This window comes from Actinopolymorpha sp. B17G11 (assembly GCF_040196095.1).
In the GTDB taxonomy this organism is placed as follows: domain Bacteria; phylum Actinomycetota; class Actinomycetes; order Propionibacteriales; family Actinopolymorphaceae; genus Thermasporomyces.
Genome location: NZ_JBEFTW010000050.1, coordinates 16585 through 41016 on the forward strand (window position 1 = coordinate 16585; position 24432 = coordinate 41016).

18 protein-coding genes and 3 pseudogenes are annotated in these 24432 nt (G+C 68.2%); 12 read left to right on the top strand and 9 right to left on the bottom strand.

All coding sequences use genetic code 11. From position 1 onward, the window contains the following. Window positions 1–43: 43 nt before the first annotated feature. On the top strand, window positions 44–1471 hold the full coding sequence (locus tag ABN028_RS32095) for a protoporphyrinogen/coproporphyrinogen oxidase (protein WP_349699202.1): 1428 nt from the start codon (window positions 44–46) through the stop codon (window positions 1469–1471). Here ABN028_RS32095 and ABN028_RS32100 read toward each other — a convergent pair. Then, window positions 1375–3096 carry a lysylphosphatidylglycerol synthase domain-containing protein gene (locus ABN028_RS32100; RefSeq protein WP_349699203.1) on the bottom strand — a complete coding sequence of 574 codons (1722 nt, stop codon included), beginning with the start codon at window positions 3094–3096 and terminating at the stop codon, window positions 1375–1377. The genes ABN028_RS32095 and ABN028_RS32100 overlap by 97 nt on opposite strands. Before the next feature lie 127 nt (window positions 3097–3223). Here ABN028_RS32100 and ABN028_RS32105 point away from each other — a divergent pair, with 127 nt between their 5' ends. The 3 genes from ABN028_RS32105 (at window position 3224) to ABN028_RS32115 (ending at window position 5886) form a co-directional block, all read left to right on the top strand. Next, on the top strand, window positions 3224–4210 hold the full coding sequence (locus ABN028_RS32105) for an NAD-dependent epimerase/dehydratase family protein (protein WP_349699204.1): 987 nt from the start codon (window positions 3224–3226) through the stop codon (window positions 4208–4210). Continuing rightward, window positions 4207–5661, top strand: coding sequence for a hypothetical protein (locus tag ABN028_RS32110; protein WP_349330674.1), 1455 nt, complete (start codon window positions 4207–4209; stop codon window positions 5659–5661). The genes ABN028_RS32105 and ABN028_RS32110 overlap by 4 nt, the downstream gene beginning before the upstream one ends. A 69-nt stretch (window positions 5662–5730) precedes the next feature. Beyond that, a complete protein-coding gene (locus ABN028_RS32115) occupies window positions 5731–5886 on the top strand; it encodes a hypothetical protein (RefSeq protein WP_349330673.1) in 156 nt (51 codons plus the stop codon). Between the two features lie 69 nt (window positions 5887–5955). Here the strand turns inward: ABN028_RS32115 and ABN028_RS32120 are convergent, their stop codons facing one another. The 6 genes from ABN028_RS32120 to ABN028_RS32145 form a co-directional block, all read right to left on the bottom strand. Beyond that, the gene (locus ABN028_RS32120; RefSeq protein ID WP_349699205.1) at window positions 5956–6999 is read right to left on the bottom strand and encodes an ABC transporter ATP-binding protein; all 1044 of its coding nucleotides are present in this window, start codon (window positions 6997–6999) and stop codon (window positions 5956–5958) included. Then, window positions 6996–8585, bottom strand: coding sequence for an ABC transporter permease (locus ABN028_RS32125; RefSeq protein WP_349330671.1), 1590 nt, complete (start codon window positions 8583–8585; stop codon window positions 6996–6998). The genes ABN028_RS32120 and ABN028_RS32125 overlap by 4 nt, the downstream gene beginning before the upstream one ends. After that, on the bottom strand, window positions 8582–9610 hold the full coding sequence (locus ABN028_RS32130) for an iron ABC transporter substrate-binding protein (RefSeq protein ID WP_349330670.1): 1029 nt from the start codon (window positions 9608–9610) through the stop codon (window positions 8582–8584). Before ABN028_RS32130 ends, ABN028_RS32125 begins: the two co-directional genes overlap by 4 nt. 174 nt (window positions 9611–9784) lie before the next feature. Next, on the bottom strand, window positions 9785–11827 hold the full coding sequence (locus tag ABN028_RS32135; protein ID WP_349699206.1) for a beta-L-arabinofuranosidase domain-containing protein: 2043 nt from the start codon (window positions 11825–11827) through the stop codon (window positions 9785–9787). Window positions 11828–13253: 1426 nt separating this feature from the next. Then, complete coding sequence (locus ABN028_RS32140) at window positions 13254–13997, bottom strand: SDR family NAD(P)-dependent oxidoreductase (RefSeq protein WP_349699207.1); 744 nt, start codon at window positions 13995–13997, stop codon at window positions 13254–13256. Between the two features lie 159 nt (window positions 13998–14156). Next, complete coding sequence (locus ABN028_RS32145) at window positions 14157–15056, bottom strand: LysR family transcriptional regulator (protein WP_349699208.1); 900 nt, start codon at window positions 15054–15056, stop codon at window positions 14157–14159. A 370-nt stretch (window positions 15057–15426) separates the two neighbouring features. Between ABN028_RS32145 and ABN028_RS35560 the strand changes: the two are divergent. The 3 genes and pseudogenes from ABN028_RS35560 to ABN028_RS32155 all read left to right on the top strand — a co-directional run. Beyond that, a pseudogene (locus ABN028_RS35560) lies at window positions 15427–15621 on the top strand (hypothetical protein); the annotation flags it as partial. A 43-nt stretch (window positions 15622–15664) separates the two neighbouring features. Beyond that, window positions 15665–16159, top strand: a complete 495-nt coding sequence (locus ABN028_RS32150; RefSeq protein ID WP_349699209.1) for a hypothetical protein — start codon at window positions 15665–15667, stop codon at window positions 16157–16159. A 198-nt stretch (window positions 16160–16357) separates the two neighbouring features. Further along, a pseudogene (locus ABN028_RS32155) lies at window positions 16358–16544 on the top strand (IS256 family transposase); the annotation flags it as partial. Between the two features lie 78 nt (window positions 16545–16622). Here ABN028_RS32155 and ABN028_RS32160 read toward each other — a convergent pair. Continuing rightward, a complete protein-coding gene (locus tag ABN028_RS32160) occupies window positions 16623–17393 on the bottom strand; it encodes a DUF899 family protein (protein WP_349699210.1) in 771 nt (256 codons plus the stop codon). A 609-nt stretch (window positions 17394–18002) separates the two neighbouring features. Here ABN028_RS32160 and ABN028_RS32165 point away from each other — a divergent pair. Then, entirely contained in the window at window positions 18003–18326 is a 324-nt protein-coding gene (locus tag ABN028_RS32165; RefSeq protein ID WP_349699214.1) for a transposase, read from the top strand. Between the two features lie 185 nt (window positions 18327–18511). Then, window positions 18512–18925, top strand: a complete 414-nt coding sequence (locus tag ABN028_RS35565) for an IS3 family transposase (protein WP_502879231.1) — start codon at window positions 18512–18514, stop codon at window positions 18923–18925. An 890-nt stretch (window positions 18926–19815) separates the two neighbouring features. Here ABN028_RS35565 and ABN028_RS32170 read toward each other — a convergent pair. Next, complete coding sequence (locus ABN028_RS32170) at window positions 19816–20235, bottom strand: hypothetical protein (RefSeq protein WP_349699211.1); 420 nt, start codon at window positions 20233–20235, stop codon at window positions 19816–19818. 284 nt (window positions 20236–20519) lie between these two features. Between ABN028_RS32170 and ABN028_RS35570 the strand changes: the two are divergent. From ABN028_RS35570 to ABN028_RS32185, 3 genes and pseudogenes are all read left to right on the top strand, one after another. Further along, window positions 20520–20897 (top strand): annotated as a pseudogene (locus ABN028_RS35570) (glucose-6-phosphate dehydrogenase); the annotation flags it as partial. Between the two features lie 112 nt (window positions 20898–21009). After that, window positions 21010–21369, top strand: coding sequence for a hypothetical protein (locus tag ABN028_RS32180; protein WP_349699215.1), 360 nt, complete (start codon window positions 21010–21012; stop codon window positions 21367–21369). Window positions 21370–21935: 566 nt separating this feature from the next. Further along, window positions 21936–23402, top strand: coding sequence for an FAD-dependent oxidoreductase (locus ABN028_RS32185; protein ID WP_349699213.1), 1467 nt, complete (start codon window positions 21936–21938; stop codon window positions 23400–23402). The last annotated feature ends 1030 nt before the right edge of the window (window positions 23403–24432 follow it).

A 24432-nucleotide genomic window follows, 5' to 3' on the forward strand; every position in this document is an offset into this window, starting at 1 on the left:
CCGCGCCACCTCGCCGGCGGTCCACAGTGTAGGAATGGCTGGCGTGGCAGACAGTTCCGCGGCTTCGGCCGACCTCGTGGTGCTGGGCGCCGGTCCGGCCGGGCTCGCGGCCGCCTGGCGCGCGGCGCGGCGAGGGCTGAGCGTCACCGTCCTCGAACGCGCGCCCTCCGTCGGCGGCATGGCGGCGAGCTTCGAGGTCGCCGGTGTCCGCGTCGACCACGGCAGCCACCGGCTGCACCCGGCCACGCCACCCGAGCTGCTCGCCGACCTGCACGGTCTCCTCGGCTCCGACCTGCAGACCCGACCGCGCCACGGCCGCCTCCGGGTGGGCGAGCGGTGGGTGGGCTTCCCGCTGCGCGCCGCCGAACTGGTCAGGGCACTCCCGCCCGGCCTGCTCGCCCGGGTCGCGCGGGATGCGGTGACCGCGCCGCTACGCCGGCCGCAGGCCGACACCTACGCCGACGTGTTGAGGGCCGGCCTCGGTCCGGCGTTGTACGACGCGCTCTACGCACCGTACGCACGCAAGCTCTGGGGTCTGCCCGGCGACCGGATCGCGGGGGAGCAGGCCCGCCGCAGGGTGACGGCGGACACGCCGTGGAAGATCGCCGCGCGGATGCTGCGCCGGTCTGGACGGAGCCAGAGAGGCGGTGCCGAGGCGAAGGGGCAGGGCCGGGTCTTCTTCTATCCTCGCCGGGGCTTCGGCCAGATCGTGGAAGCTCTCGCGGAGGCGGCTACCGATGCCGGCGCGAGCATCCGCCTGGGTGTCGCGGCCGAGCGCCTGTCGACCGGCGCGGGAGGCGTCACCATCGGCACCACCGACGGCGCGACCCTGCGGGCGGAGCAGGTGTTCTCGACGATCCCGCTTCCCGTGCTCGGTCGAATCGCCGAACCACGTCCTGACGCCGCGCTCGAGGCGGCGGAACACCTGCGCTTCCGGGCGATGGTGCTCGTCTACGTGGTGCACGAGGGTGGCCGCTACTCGGCGTACGACGCGCATTATCTGCCTGGACCCGAGACACCGGTCACGCGGATCTCCGAGCCGGCCAACTACCGCGTCAGTGTCGACGATCCCGCGGATCGCAGCGCCTTGTGCGCGGAAGTCCCTTGTGCGATGGGTGATCCGGTGTGGAAGGCCTCGGCCGAGGATCTCGCGGAGATGGTCGACGACGCCCTCGCCAGGACGGGCCTCCGCCCGGCCGCCCGCGCGGATGTGGAGCTCCGCCGGCTGCCGCATGTCTATCCGGTCTACGACCTGGGTTTCGAACAGCACCTCAGCGCCCTCGACGCCTGGGCGCTGGACCTGCCGCGGGTGACGACGTTCGGGCGGCTGGGCACCTTCGCCCATGACAACACCCACCATGCGCTCGCGATGGCCTACGACGCGGTCGACGCGCTCTCCGCGCGGGGGTTCGACGACGTGGCATGGTCGGCCGCACGGGAGCGGTTCGCCGCCCACGTGGTCGAGGACTGAAATCCCGGCCCGTTCAGCTCCCGGTGGACGGCAGGGACCACCTTGCGCAGGTAACGCCCGAGCCGGACGAACGATCGCCCGCTCTCCCGGAACGCGTAGGTGATCGGCACCTCGGTGTAGGTGTACCCCTTGGCGAGCAGGTCGAGGGTGAGGACCTGCGCGTAGTTGTAGTCGTGCACGATCTCGGCCTCGGCGGCCGCCCGGGCGGAGAAGGCGCGGTAGCCGCTCTGGCCGTCGGTCACGTCCCGGCGCCGGGTGAGCCAGCGCACCCACCAGGTCAGCACGACGTTCCCGAGTCGCCGGTGCGCGTGCATCCGGCGGATGTCCCCGGCGAACCGCGAGCCGATCACGTAGTCGGCACCTCCGGTGAGGACTGGTTCGGCGAGCCGTGCGAGCTCCTCGGGCTGGTACTCCCCGTCGGCGTCGAGGTAGACCACCGCGGCGGGCCGCAGTTTCGTCGCCTCCGCGAGCCCTCTCCGGACCGCGGCGCCGAGACCGAGGTTGCGGCCGTGCCGGACGACGTGGGCACCGGCACCCGCCGCCTGCTCCGCGCTCCCGTCGGAGGACCCGTCGTCGACGACCACGCACTGGACCGGCCTGCCGTGGACTGTCTCCGGCAACCTGCGTACGACCTCACCTACGGTGTCCTGCTCGTTGTGCACCGGCATGATCGCGACGACCGGTGCCGCGGACTCGATCGACCACGGCGTCGGGCGAGGCGGGACAGTACGCGGCAGGCGCAGCAGTCCCCAGTACGTCGGCGCAGGCACGAGGAGCGCGACACCTCCGACGAGTAGGGCGTAGACCGTCTTCGCCGCATGCGTCGCGAGCGCGATCGCGAAGGCCTGACCCGTCGGCACACCGAGGCCGGTGAGCGCGGCCGTGGCGGCGGCTTCGTACGATCCGAAACCGCCCGGCGTGACGGCCACCGCCTGCGCCACGATCGTCACTGCCGTGACCGCGACGGCCTGAAGGGGCTCCAGCGGCACCCCCGCGGTCCGCGCGATCTCCCAGACGACGGCCGACTCGAGCACCCACGCCACGACAGCTGCCGCGACCACGAGCCCACCTGGCAGCCGTACCCTCTCGCCGGGCCGGGTCCCGGTCTGGGCGGCGGTGAGCCTGAGCCTGCGTACCCACCACACCGCCGCGACCGCGAGAGCCACCAGGCCGGCCAGGAGCGCCCACACCCACGGGTCGGTGACATCGAGCACCAGTCCTGGAACAGCGACAAGGGCGAGCAGCACCACACTCAGCAGGTCGGCCACCCGGGAGGTGACGGCGGTGGCGGTGACTGGCCCGGCGGGGAGGTCGGTACGCCGGAGCACGCTCGTCACCCGCAGGGCCTCACCCAACCGGAACGGCAGGACGTGGTTGCCCAGCAGGCTCACGTGAAGGGCTGCCCAGGAGTGGCCGTACGCGAGTCCGGGCAGCATCCGCCGCCACGCCCGGGCACGCAGGTCGAACGCGAGTGCGTAGCACGCGAGCGCGACGAGCAGACCGAGCGGATCTGCGGTGACTGCGGCCAGGACCTTCGCGAGTACTCCGGCGTCGACGACCGTGACGAGGTAACCGCAGGCCACGACGAGAAGGGCGAGGCCGATCACCCGGCGGGCGGTGCGCATAGGGCGCTTCCTCTCGGGAGGAGACAAGCGATCAAGGGCCGACCAGCAGGAAGCGCCCCCGCGGATGACAGCCTGCTGAGGTTAGGCTAGCCTTCCCCACCATCATGTGGCGAGTGGAGGAGACAGCGTGGCTGTCGTCGTGACCGGGTCGGCCGGCTTCGTCGGCCAGACGACCGTCCGGACGCTGCTCGACGCGGGATACGCCGTGGTCGGCGTCGACCGCCGGCCACATCCGCCACCGGTGGGCCCCCACCCGGCTGCCGGTCGACGCTTCACGTCGCTCACCGCCGACCTGCTCGCAGGCGACGCGGGCGTGCGTGAGGCGCTCGACTCCGCCGACGCCGTAGTCCACCTGGCCGGGTGCCCGGGCGTCCGCGACGGCGGGCCTGACGTCGCGCAGCGGCGCCACCGCGACAACGTCCTGGCGACGCAGGTGGTACTCGACGCGGTGCCCCTGCACACGCCGCTCGTTGTGGCGTCGTCCTCGTCCGTCTACGGCGGTTCGGTAGCCGGGGCGCCGTGCGTGGAGTCCGACGTTTTGCGGCCGATGGGCGGGTACGCCGAGAGCAAGCGTGCGGCCGAACAGCTGTGCCGTCGGCGCCTCGATGCCGGCGGTGTCGTCGCCATGGCACGGATGTTCACCGTCGCGGGCGAAGGCCAACGGCCCGACATGGCCCTCACCCGCTGGATCGCCGCCGCCCGGAACGGCCAGGCACTGCACATCTTCGGCTCCCTCGACCGCACCCGCGACATCACCGACGTACGCGACGCCGCACGGGCGCTCGTCGCCCTCGCCGAACGGCACGTCCGCGGGCCGATGAACGTCGGTACCGGCGTCGGCCACCGGTTGCGCTCCTTGGTCGACGTCACGGCTGAGGTCCTGGGTGTCGACGTGACGACGGCAGTGACGCCCGCCCATCCGGACGAGGTGAGCGACACCCTCGCCGACGTGCGCCGGCTGCGGAAAGCGGTCGGATTCGTCCCGGTGACGGACCTTCGCGACGTCATCACCCGCCAGGTCGCGGCCAGCGGACAAACAGACGCCGGCACCGGAGTGGGGACAGCCGCCGGATCGGCTCGCCATCGGGGGAGCGGCGTGGTGACGGTGACGTGACCCGCCCCGCGCCGCCGCCTCCCCTGGTCTGGGCGATGGTGGTTGTCTTCGTCGTGGCCACGACTGCCGCGTTGCTCGGGATCGGCGTCCACGCCACCCGGGGCGGCCATGCGGCCGTCGACGAGCCGCAGTACCTCCTGACCGCGCTCTCGCTCGCCGAGGACGGCGACCTCGACATCTCCGACGAACTCGCGGCCGAGAGGTGGCGGGCGTACTTCCACGACGACCTACCCATGCAGACGGCGCCGCTGGAGGACGGGCGGGAGCTCAGTCCGCATGACCCGCTCCTGCCGGTGTTGCTGGCCGTGCCCATGAGACTCGGCGGGTTCCTTGCTGCCAAGGCGGCGCTTTCAGCGGTCGCCGGTGTCGCCGCTGCCCTTTCGGTCTGGACTGCCGTACGCCGGTTCCAGGTGCCGCTCGGTCTGGCGACCTCCGGCGTGGCGGTGGCGTTCGCGTCGCCACCGCTCGCCGTCTACGGCCAGCAGGTGTACCCGGAGCTCCCGGCGGCACTCGCGGTGGCCGTGGCGGTCGCGGCGCTGACCGGCCGGCTCGGTGCCCGAGGTCTGGTCGTACTGGTGCTCGCCGTGACCGCGCTGCCGTGGCTCGGAGTGAAGTACGCACCCGTCGCGGCTGCGCTGGTACTGGTCGCGCTGGCCCGGCTGGTGCTGGCGCGGCGGCGGCAGGCGGTGCTCGGTCTGACGGGCGGACTGCTGGTCTCCGGGATCACCTACCTGGCCGCCCATCAGGCGATCTGGGGTGGCTGGACCGTCTACGCGAGCGGTGACCACTTCGTGGACACGGGCGAGTTCAGCGTCGTCGGCGTCGCGCCCGACTACGTGGGCCGCAGCCTGCGACTCGTCAGCCTGTTCACCGACCAGGCGTACGGCCTGGCGGCGTGGCAACCGGCATGGTTGCTCGCCGTGGCCGCCCTCGGTGCGCTCCTGGCCGTCCGTCCCCGGGGATGGGCCGCCCTGGCCGTACCGCTGGCCGCCGGCTGGCTGGTGGCGACGTTCGTCGCGCTCACCATGAACGGGTTCTGGTGGCCCGGCAGGCAGGTCGTCGTCGTCCTGCCACTGGCTCTTGTCATGGTGCTGTGGTGGCTGGGCAGGTCCCCGGTCGGTGTCCGCGTGGTGGCCGGCGTCCTCGGACTCGTCGGTGTCCTCGCCCTGGTGACCCTGCTGGTCGACGGGTGGGCAGGCGAGATCACCTGGGTGGCGCACTTCGAAGGCGTCGACAACCCGGCGTACCAGCTCCTTCGCGTGTTCCTGCCGGACTACCGCGCGGGCTGGTCACATTTCTGGGTCGGTCACCTGATCTGGTGCGCGGTCCTTGTCTGCCTGGTCGCGGCCGGATGGTCGCAGGCGAGGCGGCGCGAGAACGCCGAGGCGGTACTCGACGAGACGTCCCACGAGGACGAGGACGCGGCAGCACTCACGGCCAGTACGAGATGAGCGGCAGTACGAGATGTGTCTGAGAGATGAGCCCGCAGTACGAGAGGAAGGACGATCAGGATGGAACGCATGAGTCGCCGGCTGGGCGCCGTGATCGCGGCGCTCGCCCTCACCGGCACGCTGGGTCTCGCCGGCTGCAACGACGACGGGTCCGGAAGCGGGTCAGGTTCGGGTTCCGGGTCCGGTTCGGGATCCGGTTCGGGCTCCGGCTCCGCCAGCGAGTAGGCAGGCCGTGTGGGCGCCGGTCAGCACCGCATGTGATGTGCTGGCCGGGGTCCTGCACCGGCCATGGCGTCAGTGGTCGGTGGGGAAGAACTCCGCCTCGCCGACCACGACCAGGCCGACCTCGGCACCCACAGGTGGTGCGGGCGCCCCCTGGACGCGGGCGGTCACCTGAACCGGCGTCCCGCCGTCCTGGCGTACGGAGAGCCGCACCAGCGCGTCATGACCGTAGAACTCCCCGCCGCTGACCTCGGCGGCGACACCGTGGCCGGCGGCCTCGACCCTGACCTGCTCCGGCCGGATGACGACGACTCCGGGGCCCGACGGGAGGGATCGGCGCACAGTCACCTCGCCGAGCGGACTGTTGGCGACCCGGCCGTCGCGCAGCACGGCATCGAGGACGTTCGCCTCGCCCACGAACGTCGCCACCTCCACATCACCCGGTTCCCCGTAGAGGACTGCCGGCGGTGCCGCCTGCACCACGCGGCCGTCGCGGAGCACGGCCACCAGGTCGGCCATCGAGAGCGCCTCCTGCTGGTCGTGGGTGACGAGCACCGCGGTGGCACCGGCCGCATGCAGCGCGGCGCGGACGTCACTGCGCACTGTCGCGCGGAGTGCGCTGTCGAGCGCGGCGAAGGGCTCATCGAGCAGGACGAGGGCGGGCTCCGGTGCCAGGGCCCTGGCCAGCGCGACGCGCTGTTGCTGGCCGCCGGACAGCTCGTGGGGCATGCGTTCGGCATAGCCGCCGAGACCGACGAGGTCGAGCATCTCCGGCACCCGCGCCGTTCGCCGGCGACCGCGGGGGAGTCCGAACGCCACATTGCGGCCGACGGACAGATGCGGGAACAGCGCACCCTCCTGAGGCACCACTCCGATGCGCCGCCGCTCCGGTGGCTCGACACCGGCGGGCCCGGCGACGACCCGCCCGTCGAGCAGCACCTCGCCGGCGTCCGGGCGGCAGAAGCCGGCGATGATCCGGAGCAGCGTGGTCTTCCCGCACCCCGACGGGCCGAGCACGGCGGCGAGAGTGCCCTTGCCGACGGTGAGATCCACGCCCCGCAGGACGGCGGCGTCACCGAAGCTCTTGGCGACTCCACGCACGGTGAGCTCGCTCATGGACCGGCCTCCTCGCGTAGTGCTCCCCAGCGCCGGCCCAGGACGAACGTCGGCAGCGCCGCGAGCAGGACGAGGGCTGCCGCGTAGGGTGCGGCCGCTGCGTACGCACCCGTCTCCGTACGCCCCCACAGCTCCGTCGCGAGCGTCTCCAACCCGGTCGGCCGGAGCAGCAAGGTCGCGGGCAGTTCCTTCATGCAGGTGAGGAAGACGAGAGCGGCGCCCGCGGCAACCCCGGGCGCGGCCAGGGGGAGGGTGATGTGCCGTAGGACGTCGAGCGGCCTGCGGCCGAGCGAGCGCGCGACCTCCTCGAGGACCGGTGGTGACTGCGCGACCGACGCCCGCACCGCACCCACCGCGAGGGGCAGGAACAACACGGCGTAGGCGAGGACGAGCACCGGAAGCCGCTGGTAGAGCGGGTACAGGTAACGGACCGACAGAAACACGAGCGACAGCGCGAGGACGATTCCGGGCAGGGCGTGCGGGACGAACGCCGCCTGCTCGAGCAGGCGTCCGACCCGCCCCCGATACCGCGCGGCCACCACGCCGACAGGCACCGCGAGGGCGACCGTCACCAGGGCGCCCAGCGCCGAGACGCCGAGCGTGGTGAGCATCGCGGGGACCAGATCATCGAGTCCGAGACCGGCCGACCGTCCGCCCAGCAGCCAGTACGCAAGGGCCGCAAACGGCACGCCGACCCCGACGCCGGCCACCGCGCCGCACCACAACACCGCGGGCACCGCACCCCGCCACCCGAGGGTCACCCGCTCCCTGTATCGCGCGACGCCCCCGCCCACCCGGGCGTAGCCGGCGCGGCCCCTGGCGCGGTTCTCGCCCCAGACGATCACCACGGTGAGAACCACCAGCAGGCAGCCGAGGATCGCGGCCGGCGTGGGGTCGAAGCTCGACCGGTACGACGTGTAGATGACCCGGGCGAACACGTCGTAGCGCAGGATCGCGACCGCACCGAAGTCGGACAGGACGTACAGCATCACGAGCAGTACACCGGCAGCCGCGGCCGGCCGGACCTCCCGGAGCGTCACCGCCACGAACGTCCGGACCGGCCCGAGTCCGAGCGAGCGCGACACCTCCTCGTGTGCGGGATCCATCCGTTCGAACGCCGACAGCACCGGGAGGTAGACGTACGGATAGCAGGCCAGCCCGAGGACCAGGGTCGCACCGGCGAGGCCACCGAAGCGCGGCAGGAGCGACAGCCAGGCGAACGCGGCGACGTACGACGGCACCGCGAGCGGCAGGGCGAGCACCACTCCCCAGAGGCGCCGGCCGGGCAGCCTGGTGCGGGCGACGAGCCACGCGAGGCTGACACCGAGGACCAGGGCGAGACCGCTGACGGTGGCGGCCAGGACGAGGCTGCGGACGACGAGGAGCAGGGTGCGTTCGCGGGCGAGGACGTCGACCACCGTGCCGAGGCCCTGCTCGGACGCGCGGACGGCGAGGTAGAGCAACGGGAGCAGCGCCACCGCGGCCGCGATCAGCGCGGGCACGAGGAGAACGAGCGGCGGGCGGTCCCTCTGCCCGGCGGGCCGTCCTGGTCGTGCCGCGCTCCGCGCGGGTGCCGCGGTGGTCACGTCAGTCCGGCGTCCTCGATCATCCGCAGCGTGTGCTCCAGCGTGTCGAGGTCGGACAGGTCGATGTCCGGGCTGTTCAGGCTGTCCAACGGCGGGAGGTCCTCGACGGCGGGTACCCCCTCGATCAGCGGGTACTCCTTCGTCTCTGTGGCGAAGTACCTCTGCGCCTGCGGCGAGACCAGGAAGTCCACGAACTTCCGCGCCTCACCGGCATGGTCGGCCCCGCGCAGGACACCCGCGCCTGCGACGTTGACGAGCGCGCCCGGGTCCTCGTTGTCGAGGAACTTCAGCCGGGCCGGCACGGCCTCGAGTCCTTCCTCGGCGACCTGTTCGTACCAGTAGTAGTGGTTGATCAGGCCCAGGGCGATCAGGCCGTCCTCCGCGGCGTTGAGGACGAGGATGTTGTTGTCGAACGTCTGGACGTCGTTGGCCTTGATCCCTTCCAGCCACTCGCGGGTGACGTCCTCGCCCTCCATGACCCGCATCGCCGTGACGAAGGCCTCGAACGACGCGTTGCTCGGCGAGATGCCGATCTTGCCCTTCCAGCGCGGGTCGGTGAGCTCCATCACGCTGTCCGGTATCTCGTCCGGGCTCAGCTGGTCAGGGTCATAGACGATGACGCGGGCCCGGCCAGACGTGCCGATCCACGTCCCGTCGGCGGCGCGGTACCGCTCGGGGATCCTGTCAAGGACGCCTTGCGACAAGCGGGCGAGCCGTTCGCCCTTGGCCAACGCACCGAGCGCGCCCCCGTCCTGGGAGAAGTAGACGTCGGCCGGCGTGCGGTCGCCTTCCTCCAGGATCTGGGCCGCCAGCTGGGCGGTGTTGCCGTACCGCACGGACGTCTCGATCCCCGTGCTCTCCTCGAACCGCTCGATGAGCGGCCCCACGAGGTCCTCCTGGCGTCCGGAGTAGATCACGAGCTTGCTGTCGTCGACCGCGTTCTCGCCGCCACAGGCCGCCAGCCCGGCGGCGAGGATGAGGCCGAGCCCGGCGATAGCAGCCGGCAGCCCCAGCCGATGCCGCATCGGTGCGCTCCTAGGACAGTCCGAGGATTAGGTACGCCTAACCTTAGCCCAGGCGACGTGAGGTAGCGCAGGGAGTCAGACGTCCAGAACCCGCAGAACGTGCGCACCACCCCGCACCCGCTTGGCCCGCCGGCCTGGTGGCGCGAATCAGAACCTCTGGGTAGCGGGGGGCGCTTACCGGTTCTCCGGCGGTTCCGCGGTGGGAAAGACTGTAAGTCTCAGGAGGGTGTTGCCCAGTGGCACCAACTCGATCCGTCCGACGTCCTCCGATAGCCGGTCGGGAAGGGTGCCGGGCTCGGGTAGGGGCGGGGTCAGGGTGAACTGTCCGGTGACTTCGTGCTCGACCATGCGGAATCGGCCATTGGCGAACGACGGCAGCGTGCGTGACACCCGGTCGGTCTCGACCAGGGACCAATCCTGAACGCGCCGGGCTGGCACGAAGACCCGCACTGCTGGGGTGTCCACGTCCAGCGGAAACCCGGTGCTCTCGCTCCACACCACGTCGGCCATGTCGGGCGGCGATGTCTCGTCGATCGCCAGAGCGTACGCCCACGGCCTCTCGGGAGAAAGCGTGTACGCGGGAAACCCGGGCAGCCTCCGTTGCGGCCCGGCGAGGCGGAACTCCTGCGGCGTCCGCTCCCAATCATCCTCCGTGTCGACCGTGAGCGGTGCCGAGATCGGATGACTGAGCGTCAGCGGCCCGAGTTCGAGACTGACTCCGCCGCCTGGCCAGCGTTTCGCCATCAGTTCGAAGGGAAGCGCCAGGTCCACTCGGTCGCCCGGATGCCATTCGCGCTCGATCCGGCAGAAGCCCCGCTGGACGGGGGTCTCGGCGATCGGCCGGTCGTTGACGGTCACGACCGGTTCCCGGCACCATCCAGGTATGCGCACGGTGAACGCAAAGCGGACCGGACGGGCTGGGGTGAGCGTGAAGCCGACGGCAGGCTCGAATGGGTACCGCGTGTGCTCCTCGATCGTCACCGGTGTATCGGTTAGCCGCGCCTCGATCCGGCTCGGGCCGAGGAGCGCGGCGACGATCTCATCGACCCTGCCATCGCGGTCGCCAGCGCGGCGCATCCACATGCGCTCGACGTAGTTCGGCAGAGCGCGCTGCACGTTGCCGGTACAGCACTGCACCGGGTGTCCCGGGCGGTACGCCATCCGGTTGTCACCGCGAGACATCGAGTTGTGGTTGCTGGCGTTGGTGGCGATCACCTGGTTGGGGCACGAGAAGTACTGCAACGCCGTGAAGTCCTTCATCAGGGCGCCGGGAAGGGCATTGAAGATCACCCGTTCGAGCCGGTCGGCGTAACGGGAATCTCCGGTGATCTGTAACAGGTGTCCAAGCGACCAGGTGTAGTCCGTGATGGTGCAGGTCTCGTGGGACGCGAGCGGGTCGTTCCCGCACATGGCTTCCGAGGCGGAGTGCAACCCGTCGGCCAGCAGATGGGCGCCTTCGACTTTGGCGTACGCATGCACCGTGGCGTCGAGGCTGTCGCGCTCACCGGTGGCCGCGTACATCAGCGCGCCGAGCTTCGCGATCTCGTTGAACGCGACGCCATGTGTCGTGACGGGTCGGTCAGAGCCCATGCCGGCCAGGGACAAGTCGACGTTGTGGTCCGTCGCCTCGCAGTTGAACCGCTCGTACAAGTCGGTCGCCATCTGGAGAAGATCAGGCTCGCGAGTCTCGGCGTAGAGGGCGAGGAGGATCTCGACGCCGGACACGTCGCGGCGGGAATCCATCGGGTGCGGTGTGCTCCGGTAGTGGGATACCAGCGCATCGAGGAGTCGTCGATCACCAGTGATGCCGTACTGGGCGAGTACCGCCCGGAAGAAGACGGCGTACGGCCACCGGTTGCCGGTACGGAACAGTTCCGGCCCGAGGAAGCCATCTGGCGCGGCGGTCGCGATTGCCCCCTCGACCTGCGCCAACGCCATGCGATGGACGGTCTCGTCACCGGCCAGGAAGCCGGCCTTGAGCGCACCGTCCACCCAGTACGCCGTCTGTTCGTACGGCCACCACACCATCGCCGGGTCGGCCACATCCGGCAGCCGTGACGGGTTGTCCCAGAACGTACGATCCAGGGGATAGCCGCTCGCCTGTGGGTGCCCTGTGATCCCAGCGCACTGACGCCGGAGAAACTCCAACAGCCAACCTTGCGGCCGGACATCGGACAGCGGAACAGACCCATACTCGGCATACGGCAGTGCAGCCATCGCAACTCCTGAACACGATCGAAGTGGAAGTCACAAGGGTTGCCCCAGGCCGTTCGAGCCTCTTGTGACGAACTGGCCCTTGAGGGCGGCCCGCGGGGGCGGCCGTGCGCCGCTGCGCGTCGGTGGCGCGCCTCGATCTCACCAGAGTCATTTTTGGCAAACCCGACATCTGCCCAGTTCCGGGAGCAGTTGCACGGGAAGGGTGACCGTTCTGTGGCCGCGCGTCGCGCAGTTTCCACTCGGGAGGCATCGCGGAGCCCTGGCAGACGTGTGCCGGATCCCGCATAGGGCCTCTGACCTGCGCAAACGGGGTGGGCGATACTGGGATTGAACCAGTGACCCCTACCGTGTCAAAGCATTCGAACGCGCCTTCGGCCTCGCCAGACTGATCGTCGCTCGCCCGGAGGTGTCACCACTTGTTTGCCCTGGTTCGACGGTGATCGCGCCCATTGACTCCCAGTTTGACCGTCCGCCTCACATCGGAGCCTGCCCCCCACCCTGTTTCAGCGTCCATCCCCCTTCGTGCCCCGCAGCGAACGGGCTGGGTCGCTGTCACACCTCGCGCGTTAGCCCGGGTTGTGGGGCTGAAACACCTGGTGGATTCTGCCCGACGCCGTGTGGGCGTTTCGCGCCGTTCTCGGGCTCGGTCAGGGCCGATCAGATACGGGCACCTGATTCCAGCTGAATGAGGAGGTACGACGCCGGCTGCGAACTATGCGAACTGCGAACTAAGTGGCTTTGACCTGCACTTTCGCCTCGGACTTAGTTCGCAGGCTGCGAACTAAATGAAGGGCGGTCCGGACATCCTTCGTTCTCCAGCTGAGACGCGGCTTCAGCAATCCACCGTCCGCTGCCCGGGCCGCGGTTTTCGATGATCCTAAGACGGACGTGCTGGCGAGTATTGGGCTGGTTCTTGAGGCAGCCCTGTTCGTCGCCGACGTGCCATGGAGCATCCTTGATGCGCCACATGGCGCCGACGGGCACGAACCCTCTTTGTCCCGAACCTCGTTGAGCCGGGGAGGTGTTAGTGGGTGGCGTGAAGTCGGTTCCGGCTGCGTGTGTGGCGTATGCCGACGATCGTCAGGAGGGTTGCGGCGACGGCGGTGAGTAGGCCGGTGAGGGTGAGAGTTAGTGGTCCCGTTTACGCTGGCCATTGAGAACGCAACTCCCATGACTCGACAGGGCCCGCGCGCCTGCGCCGGATGCGGTCCCCGGTCGGCGACGTGCGCGAACCCACCGGCCGGGGTACGCGAACCACGCACGCCTCCAGCATCCGACCGGCAACGGACCTGCCCTTCGGCTAGGGGTCCCGTTTACGGCTGCCATTAGCCATCGGTGAACCGATCAGTGCGGGTCCATCGATGATCCGTTGCCCACGCCGGTTCCCCCGCTCCACGGCGAATGCGTGGAGCGGGGTCGGAGGCGGTCAGACCGCGATGCGTCCTCCGTCGACGGGCAGGATCGCGCCGTGTACGAAGCTTGCGCGGTCGGTGGCCAGGAAGACGATCGCCTCGGCGACCTCCTCGACCGAACCTGGGCGTCCGGCCGGTGCCGCGGCGGCGAGTTGGTCGAGGTCGTCACCCATGCCGGCGGTGCCGTCAGTACGGATGGGGCCTGGGCTCACCGCGTTCACCCGGACGCCGTACGGCCCGAACTCCGCGGCCCAGGACTTGGTGAGCAACGCCAGCGCGGCCTTGCTCGCGCCGTACAAGCCCATACCCGACGCCCCGAACTCTGCGGCCATCGTGGTCACATTGATGACCGCACCATGACCGTGCTTCGCCATATCCGGTGCAAGCTCAGCGACCAGGAAATACGGCGCCTTGACGTTCAACGCGACCACCGCATCGAACTCCTGCTCACTGGTCTTCTCCGTGGGACCGAACGGATAGATGCCGGCGTTGTTGACCAACACATCCACATGACCGACGAGCTCCCTGGCCCGCCCAGCAAGGGACCGGGCGGATGCCTCGTCACGCAGATCACTCGCCAGGAAGTCCGCCTGGCCACCCGCCGAGCGGATCTCCTGGACCACCTGGGTCCCGCGGACCTCGTCGCGCCCGGAGATCACCACTCGTGCACCGATGTTGGCGAGCGCGATGGCCGCACCCCGGCCGATGCCGCTGGTGCCACCGGTCACCAACGCGGTCTTTCCTTGCAGTTCTGACATCGTTGCTCACCCACATTCTGTGTTCATGACGTACGGCTTGGGTCGGGGGATGTCCCGCGACCGGTGGGTGTAAGCCGCCTGGGCGGCGCAAGGTTCCCGGTGAGCTGTTCGAACGCCTTATGGCCGCCATAAGCGGCCCGCTGCCATCTCCTTCGGAGACTACGCCAGCACCTGATGTTCCAGGGAAGCGACCAGATGAGCGAGGTCACGCCGATGCGAACTCCCCAGCCACGCCGCCCACGTGCGGCGAACCGCCGGATGCCCGAGCAGGGGCGACCAGGTGATGGAGCCCGGGATCGGCTGTGCCCAGTTCGGTGGCGCGAAGGCGAAAGATCCGCCTGCGGCAACGGCTGCGAGTTTCACGTCGGCGATCAGTTCCTGCCCATCGGGAGCAACGGGTCCGGGCTCCAGACCGTGGCTACGCATAATCGCGACGAGCTCGTCGTACCAGGCAGGACTGCCGCTGCGAGGGAACCCTGTCCAGCTCAGGCCGGCGAGCGCGTCCAGCCGGACCCCGCCGGGGCCAGCGATCTTCGCGGCTAGATCGGTGGTCAAAAGCACTCCCAGAGGCTCCTCAACGACCAGCACCGCGTCCAGGTCGTGACCAATCAGGTGCTCCCGCACCAGCCCAACATCGATCTCGCCGGCCCGCAAGCCGGCGAACTGCGCGGCGGTGGACATATGGAGTGCCTGAACCTTCGTACCCGGGAACGCAACGGCGAGGCCGGCGATCGGCGGGGACAACAAACCGGTGGGAAGCTCCAGTGGAATCCCGAGCCTCAGCGGGCTGCCATCCGCGGCCGTATGCCGGCTGACTACCGTCATCGCCTCGTCATAGCGGGCGAGCACCGCGCGCGCTTCGGTCAGCAACGTCAAGCCGGCCTCGGTCGCCTGAACGCCGGTGCGTCGCCGCATCAGAAGCTGCACGCCGAGCTGTCGCTCGAGCGCACTCATGGTCTGGGAGAGGGCGGGTTGGCTCACGTGCAGTCGCCGTGCGGCCGCGGACAGGCTCCCTTCCTCGACGACCGCGACGAACGCCCGCATCTCGCGTAGTTCCACCGGTCCATCACACCAGCCGCTCCCCTCCAATGCACACCCAGGCACAGAATGCCGCGCCTACCGAGTCGCGCTTCGGCGGGTTGGACGAGAGATAGCCTGCAAAGTGCCCGGATCACCCTGCTTTCCCCCCGGTGGTCGAGGCGACCGTACGCCGTTGGCCCTTTCTGCGTTGCAGTGCAGAAGCCACAGTCCGGGCATCCCGACACACCGATGGGCATCGCATCCCCAGAGAGAAGGTTACCGAGGTCGTACACACCTTGGTCGACAGGACTCCGAACGCACGAGAGGGGGCGCGCCGGGGGTGGACGGAGTGAGTCTGACGGAGCTTGAGACGGATCTGCGGGGCAACCTGTACAAGGTCTGGAATCGGATGTCGTCGGGGTCGTACTTCCCGCCGCCGGTGCGTGCGGTGCCGATCCCGAAGCCTGATGGCAAGGTCAGGGTGCTGGGGTGCCGACGGCCACGGCATAGTGCCGTATCGTCCAAGGATCTTTTGGGATCGCTCGTCGTTACTCACCCGTTCCACCCGTTGAACGGTCAGCGGCTGGAGGTCTTGTTCGTCAAGCGGCGCGGCGATGGCGCGATGTTCGTCTGCTCGGATGGGGTTAGTGGCCAAGCCCCGGATCGGGATCCGCTGGCACACCGGCGACGTCGACGAGCTGTCCGTGGACCGGCCGCTACCACCCGGACCCGCCAAACGCAGCCCATCCCCGGCCGTGGAGCTCGTCCGCCGGCCCGGCCGCACCACCGACACCCGAGACCTCGTCGAACGGCTCAACGCCGCCGGAGTGACCACCGGCCACGGCCGCCCGTTCGACACTGCCGCGGTCCAGTGGATCCGCCACGCCTACAAGATCAAGGCGCCAGATCCCTACACTGCCACCGAAATCAGCGTCGCCGACGCTGCCAGCAGGATCGACTGCGGCCCCGGCGTCATCTACTACTGGCTCAAAACCGGCCAACTGGACGCCCGCCGCGGCGCCGGCAACCGGCTCTGCATCACCTGGACCAACGATGTCGAGGCCGCATGCCGCCGACGGATCGCCGAGTCCGGGCACCTCAACCCGGCAGCCCGCCGCACAAAATCCCGCGCACACCGCTGACCCAACGCCGATACTGTCGGCGCCCTCGGGCATGCTCACAGCAACGGACCCATAACGGAGTCTTGACCAGCGAAGACGCACACAGCAAGGGAAACATCTCCACACGTCACTGCAGGAGGGGCAGTAGGAATCGTCCGTCCCGACTATCGCGGATCGCCCAGACCGTGGTCGCGGCCCGGCTTCGGCAACGGTGTAAGTCTGCACGGCCTGTCCAGCGGCGATTTCGCGCCGGCTTTGTAGCAGTTCCTCGGCTCCGGTGCGGGCCTGTCCGGGGCCTCCATCGCCCGGCTCACCAGCCAGTGGCAAGACGACGCGGGGCGTGTTCGGCAAGCGCTCGTTGACCGGCTCCGACTACGTGTACTTGTGGGTCGACGGCATCCACCTCATCCCGGGTCCGAGGGCCATGCGACCCCGTTGCGGGGCCCGCCTTACCGGAAACGGCGCCGGGGATTCGAGGGTTCCACTAGTACTGCAGCCTAGGGTAGTTAGCCGAGTCTCCGCGCCCGTTCGGCGTCAAATCGAGAGCGCCCCAGATCGACCAGATCGGGTCGAGGTGGCGGGGGTCTCCGTCGGGCGCGAACACCAGCTCGCTCGACCACCGGTGATGGATCCCGTCCTCGTCGCGTGAGAACACATGCAGGAGCGGGAGCTGCTCGCCCTCCGGCGTTTCCCCATGATAATCATGGTTAAAGGTGTTGTGCCGCGAGGACAGCAGCCGCAGATTGCGCCAGCCGCGTTCCTGTGCGTAGGTGCCGAGCCGATCGGGATCTGTCTTCGCGATCACGGCGAGGTTGATCCGCTCGGAGAGGTGAATAGCAGGACCGTCGAGCCCGTCGACGACCGAGGTGCATGAGGGGCACGGCTGCTCGACAAGCGGCAGCAGGCCCGTCCTGTCCCCGGGGACACCTGCTCGCGGGTCTTCTGACCAGCGCGGGAACATCATGTTATAGATGACCAGCGTGTCCTTGCCCGGCGCGAACAAGTCCGAGAACCTCACCTCGCTGCCATCGGCCGCGAACTCGAAGACGTAGTCCTCCGCGAGGACGCCGCCCGCTGGGAGTGCCCGGCGTTGCGCGGCGACCCGCTCGTTCAGCCGCCGAAGCTCGGCCTCGGACTCCAACAGCTGGTTGCGTGCGCGCCGGTATTCGCTCGATTCGCCGGGGAACTGGATGTTCGGGTCGGGGAGTAGTTCCAGCCACTTGTTCATGTCGCGAGGACTGCCCTCGACAGCCATAGTTTCCATCCTTTCCTATGTCCGAACTCACTCCCTTACAGAATTGGAAATTCGAAGAGTCCTTTCATGTCCGGTTCTTCACGGCGCTTTCACAAGGCCGAGCAGTGGTTACCTAGACGGCCTGTCAAAAGGCTCACGATTGCCCAATACTGTCGGCACCGCACGAATCCGCCAGCGGTCCGGATATCCCGGCCCGTCTGGGTCCGCGGCAGCGGCCAGCGTACACCTGGGCCCCGCGCGGAGCCCTCGGCGTCCGCGTTCTTGGCCGCCATTGTCACTGTTACCCTGCGCGGGGCTGGTGCATTCACTTAACTATCTCAGTCGACCCCATGCCGACTCGTCCCGTCAATGGACTATCAACGCTAACAATGTGTTCTGGCTCTGCCCAAGGTATACGCGGGACAACGGTGTTCGCTCTCGCGCGCTCTCGAGGCGATCGGCGAGCGCTCTCGCCGTCGACGACCGTCCCAGGAGGAGGTAGGTAGGCGTACAGGGCACCCCCGATCTCGGGGAAGGCGTCAGCGAGGGGTGTGCCGCGCCGTGAATAGACCGATACCGATCCGTCCTCCCGGATTGTGGCTTCTCGACCTCCCAATTGTGTGAGTGGGTGTGGACCGTTCCCGGCTCGGTGGACACAGGGGTAGATGCCACCCGATCCTTCGGGAGACACGAGTATGGGGTCGACACGCCGTCGATTTACCGAGGAGTACAGCTCAAGCGGTAGCTTTCGTCATCGATGATCATCGGTCTGTTTCCGAGGTCGCACGCAATATCGGCGTGCACGAGATGACGTTAGGAAGATGGGTGAAGAAGGCCAGGGAGTCCGCCGGCTCGTCGAGCAAGTCGCTGGACGTTTCAGAGCGTGCCGAGCTGGAACGGCTGCGTGCGGAAAACGCGGAGTTGAAGATGCAGGTCGAGTTCGCAAAAAAGTAGCGACCTGGTTCGCGAAAGACAAGCAGTGAAGTTCGCTGCGATCGCGGACTGGGCTGATTCGGGCGAGTTCGGCGTGGAGTTCATGTGCCGACAGTTGGAGGTATCTAGGTCTGGCTACTACTCCTGGCGAGAACCGAGTGAGCGGGACCGCACCGACGAGGATCTGCTGGCCACCCATCAAGCAGGTGTGGGACCGACTACGCGGGAACCCCGGCGTACGCCGGGTGCACGCCGAGCTGACCGCGCTGGGGCACCGGGTGGCACCGAAGCGGGTCTGGCGCCTGATGCGGGCCGCTGGCCTGCAAGGACGTCACCCCAAGCCGTGGAAACGCACCACGATCGGCGGCGAAGCGCCCGCCCCGGCGCCGGACCTGATCGGCCGCGACTTCACCGCGCCGGCGGCCAACCAACGGTGGTGCGGTGACATCTTCGAGAGTCGCGAGGGACAAAATGCCTGGCCAGACTGGACGCAAGTCACCCTCCGCACGGCAGACAATTCGCACGCGCCTGGTCCTCGGCCGCGATCGGGGCGAGCCGGCCGTCGTCGAACGGCAGTGGCCTCAATACCGCAGACACTCCGGCTGGCGAGCGGAAACTGATCGTGACGTCGGTTACGTCCACCGGAAGGCACTTGCCGGCTCGAATGAATATCGGCAGCCGTACCATCGCGCGGCGTCGCAAGTCAACCGGACCGCCGGTTGGTCGAGTGCTGGTAGTTCTTCGCCGACGCGGCAATGCTTCCGTCGTGGGTGGAGGACACCAGGGTGCCATCGACGACCAGTACCCGCTCTGGACTGCCGCACCGGCGAGAGCGCCAAGAACGAGGCATGGTGGTCGACCACCCGCCCGGCGGGAGACCCCGCATAGCAACGCGACCTGCCGCAGAGTCAAATTCGTGCGGTAGTACACCGCGACAGCAGCACCCGATCAGCAAGCGGCAGCTTCCACCGACGTCCCTGGCCGTTCTGTCCCGCACCGCGACGTCGCACAATGCCCACCAGCATGCGGAACTGCCGCTCCGACAACCGTTGAACACCGGAATCCAGCTATCTGACTCAGCGTCGATCACCTGCACCGGGGTATGATCAACAACCGGCATGGGCGCACCCCACACGACACACCGCAATCGTCACGCCCATCACGCGAAAGTTTTATGCAGGTGGGTGCGAGCGGCGAACGGACGAGCAAGCAGCGCCAAGTGATCCCGATGCCGTCCGCAACCATCGGATCTTGCGATGTTCCGGTTCGCTCGAAACGTCAGTGGCCTTTCTTTCGTGACAGGTGAAGGATGCAAAGCGGTCGCCTCTCCGTGATCGTGAGATGTCCCTTTCGGTCATCTGCCCACCCGAGATTCCTGGCGCAGCGCGCATTAAGCCGCTCGGTCAGATGTTCGGGAGGCGCCAACTCCGCGTCCACCGGCCCTTTCCGGTGGCGGAGGAAACCTCCACCACCTATAGGGACATGCCGCATAGTGGCCAGGTCTGTGGACCTATGCGGGCTCTCGCTGTCGCGGCGGTTCTCGCATCTCTCGCTCACCGATCTTGACGTCCAGTTCATGGACTACTCGTTCGGTGGTGACCTCGTGTGCTATCAGATCAACCAAAGCCAATGCACCCAAGCCAAGCGCGTTAGCGAATACCAACCAGGTCAGGGCCGAACCGTTGAACGTAAGTGCGGCTATAACCGACCAGAGCCCGACGACAACCATCATCGAATGGATGGCGCGTGCTCCTCGTGTACCATCAACAATGGCGGCGCTCGCACAAATCAGCACGATGGCCGCCGAAACCGCAAAACCAAGCCAGCCGGCAACGGTGGCCGAGAATGCCATCGCTGTCACCACGAGAAATGCGGCTCCAACTAGGGTAACTGTATCGGCACAAAAGCGATACGTCGGCAATGCAGCCATATATACCATCTCCTCGAACCGCCCATTGGCGGTGTCGAAACCGTTACCTCGTGAGTCGACAGTCGCTCCAAGAGGATACAGATGCGACTCACAGATTCCGAGCATTAGGAGCTCTTACCAGAGTGACTCGCGGTGTCACAGGGACGCAAGTAGTTCTTGCCGGAGATCTCGACAAACCAGAAGTGTCGAGGGAGGGATGCGCTAGTGGACCTGAACGCCACCATGCCAAGGTGCTGCCCGAGGACGCGATCTTCCGGGTCGACCACTGGCTGGGTCTGGAGTCGATGGAGAACATCCTCTACGTCCGGTTCGTCAACTCCATCCTCGACCCGCTACTCAACCACGCCTACGTCGAGAGCATCCAGATCACTATGGCCGAGGCGTTCGGCGTCGCCGACCGCGGCCGGTTCTACGACCGGACCGGCGCGATCCGCGACGTCCTACAGAACCACCTGCTCCAGCTGCTGGTGAGCGTCCTAGCCGAGGAGCCGACCCAGGGCATCCGTACCTGGCGGGACGAACGCACCCACGCCCTGCAGGCGCTCCGCCCGCTCTCCCCCTGCGACGTGGTACTCGGCCAGTACACCGGATACCGCGAGGTGGACGGCGTGGCACCGAACTCGGCCACCGAGACCTTTCTGGCCGTGCACCTGAGCACCGACCACCCGCGCTGGTCCGGAGTACCCATCTACATCCGGGCCGGCAAGTGCCTGCCGGTGGACCGCGTCCGAGCTGACCATCACCTTCCGAGCGCCGGCCCGCAACGCCTGCGGTATCGAGGAGTTCCGCGGGATGAACGAGCTGCGCTTCCGGGTACGCCCCGACACCGCGGTCAGCCTCACCCTGGCCGGGAAGAAGCCGGGCATCGCCGCACACGCCCAGGTCGAGGAGCTCGCATTCGCCCAGCAGCCCGGAGCCGACCCGCGCCGCTACGACCGGCTGATCGGTGCCGCGCTCGAAGGGGACAAATTTTACTTCGCCCGCGAGGATTCGGTCGAGGCAGCCTGGCACGTCGTCGACCCGATCCTCGACGACACCACACCGGTATACGCCTATCCACCTGGAACGTGGGGCCCGACCGCGGCCGACCATCTACTCCCGACCGGGACCAGCTGGCGCAACCCAGGCGGCTAAACACTACGCTCGTGAAAGGCGCTCCTGGAAGGAAAGCCTCAGCGCCAGCCGTCACGGTCACACCTGTCACTCACCCGGCTTGACCTGCGGAAACGCAAGTGACAAGGAGACAGTCGACAGGCTCTGGGTTTCCACACTCTCTATATCACTGCGCACACTGGGCTTGCCGGACGAGGCTGAACATTTTGGGGGCGGCGGCCGCCCACCGGCCCCTATTGCGCGCCGGCCCGAGAGCCCGTTGATCCGGGGGCCGTAAGGCCCTAGGTCCTCGGAACCACGCGCCCGGAGACTGGTCGTGCAAAGGGGCTCGGCGCGTGAAGCCGACCGCAACTCGCATCGGTCGGCTTGTTGCCGTGGAAGCAGACCAACCTGGCCGGGGCCCACCGCCGATACCTACCGCCGAGGGCGTGACGCTCTGCACCACCGAGATTCACCCACCGATCAGGGCTACGGCCTCTCCTCGCTCGGGAACTGCTCAGCTGGCGAGATTCCGGATGGTCTGCGGCTTGCGAGGTTGCTGGCAGAGCGAGCGGCCCAAGGGGAGGCCAGTTCATGGAGGATGCGCCATGACGACTATCGAGCTGTATCCCGACGACGTGTACAACCAGCAGACGATCCGTCAGGGTCACCCTCCTGATTGGGTCAACCGCGGAGGTGGTGACTACGACTTGGTGGTGCTCGGGGGCGGACCGGGGGGCCTCGTCGCCGCTATGACTGCTGCCGCAGGGGGGCACCGCGTCGCGATGACGGAGCAGCGACTGACCGGCGGGACCTGTGTCAACTTTGGCTGCACGCCGAGCAAGGCGCTGATTCGGTGCGCACGTGCGGTGCACGATGCGAGCCGCGGGGCCGAGTTCGGTTTTCGGCTTGATGCCCCGCCCCGAACTGATTTTGGGTCGGTCATGGATCGGGTCCGCAAGATGCGTTCCCTGAGCAGCTCAGGCGATGCGGTCGAGGTGTCCGAGCAGGCGGGGGTGGAGGTCTACCTCGGGCACACGCGGTTCACCGCGCCGAATGCCGTGGAGGTCGATGGCCGGCGCCTGCGATTTCGGAAGGCTCTGATCGCTACCGGATCCGATCCCGCGGTGCCCCCTATCGAGGGACTGCGGACGGGCGAGTACCTGACCAATGAGACCGTCTTCTCACTGACCGAGCTGCCGGCCAGGCTGGTCGTCATCGGCGGCGGTCCGCTGGGATGCGAGCTGGCCCAGGCCTTCCGCCGTCTCGGCAGCGAGGTGGACGTGGTCAGCGACACCACGACCCTGCTGCCCAATGATGAGCCGGAGGTCGGTGAGCTGATCCAGCGCCGGTTCGACCAGGAGGGGCTAAGGCTCCATCTGGGGTTCACGGCAGTACAGGCCGGCGGCGGCCGTTTGCTGGCGCAAGGCCCCGACGGGACGCGCGAGCTGACATATGATGCCCTGCTGCTCGGCACCGGCCGCAAGCCGAACGTGGAACACCTGGACCTGGACGCGGCAGGGGTGCACATCGCCAGGGATGGCGTGGAGGTGGACGAATACCTATGCACCAGCAACCCCAACATCTACGCCGTTGGCGATGCGGCCTTCCCGCAGAAGTTCACCCACGCGGCCATGGCCACAGCGCGGCTCTGTATCGCCAACGCGCTGGACGGAGAGCAACGCCCGACACGGGAGCTTGTCATTCCACACTGCACCTACACCGATCCCGAGGTCGCCTCCGTCGGCCTGACTCCGCGCCGAGCCCGCGACGAAGGTGTCGCGATCGACGCTTACCGGCTCGACCTGGCCAAGGTCGAGCGGGCGTTCATCGACGGCGAGGAGGACGGGTTCGGGGCCATCTACACGCACAGCGACAACGGCGAGATCGCAGGAGCGACGCTTGTGGCAGCGCACGCCGGTGAGATGATCAGCGAACTTACACTGGCGATCACAAACCAGCTGCCGCTGGAGGCGCTGGCCAACACGGTGCACTGCTACCCAACGCAGGCCGAGGTCTTCCAGCGCATCGCACTACAGCACGCCAGACCCCAAATGGTCGCTGTGGCCCACTAGCGCTCGTGCGGCCACCCCTATCGTCATGAAGAAGACTCAGACGATTCCGGAGACGTTTCTCGGCGTCGGTCTCTACAACGCGGCCTGCGTACGACGTCAAGCCGGTCGGCATTAGCGGCCACCGTCCACGGCCCGCAGGGTCGGCGGGGGCACTTGGTGGTGGCGAGCCTTTGCGACCATCCGGGCGTAGTGAGCTTGCAGAGAGACTCACCTCCGTCGCTGCGCGGTGGGCCGCCTTGCACACGGTGCGCGACCGGCCCGGTCGGGGCGCGCACGGCGGCGCGCAGGCGTGTGGCGCCGGCGACTGGACGCACGGTCACGCTGTGGCGTCGCCCGGACAGGAAGAGCAGCCGGCCTCCCGTCGAGAGGGATCACTCGCGGCCTGCGCTGCAACTCGTCGTCGACGAGGGCACTCGCCCGTCCCACACTCTCTCTATGTCGCTCCGTCACTCTGGGCTTGGTGGAGGGCTGAAACGTTCCGCCGTCCCGCCGCCGCCCTCGCCTGGTGTTTCAGCCGGGTTGTGCCCGGGCCTTGACGTGTACATCCGAACGTCGGGTTGTCTTTCCGCCTACCGGGGCCGCACAGAGCCCCCTAGAGCGCGTAACAGGAGCGGCCCGGATTGAATGTCGCCCGGCACTGCGTCGAGACGGGCGCGGAGGGCTGTCTACGGCTTCTCGCCCTGAAGGTAACTGGGTGACGGCGCGCGAGGCTGTGGCTGCCCGACGCTCGCCACAGACCGACCTCGTGAAGGGGCATGTAGACGCCCGATAAGCTTGGCCGCGACTGGGTGGCTTGCTTGCTGGATATGGCGCAGTGACGCAGGTGCAAGCAACCCCACACTCTCGTCCTGATGGTCTCAATTGCGGAATCGTTCGCGACCGTCCAGCACCGTTCGGCGGCGTCTAGTGTCCTCCGCCTGAAATTCGTCGGGTAAGTGTAGGTTTGGTGGATGGCGAGGACTGGGCGGCCGAAGGCTGAGCTTGTGTTGAGCGATGAGGAGTGCCAGACGTTGACGCGGTGGTCGCGTCG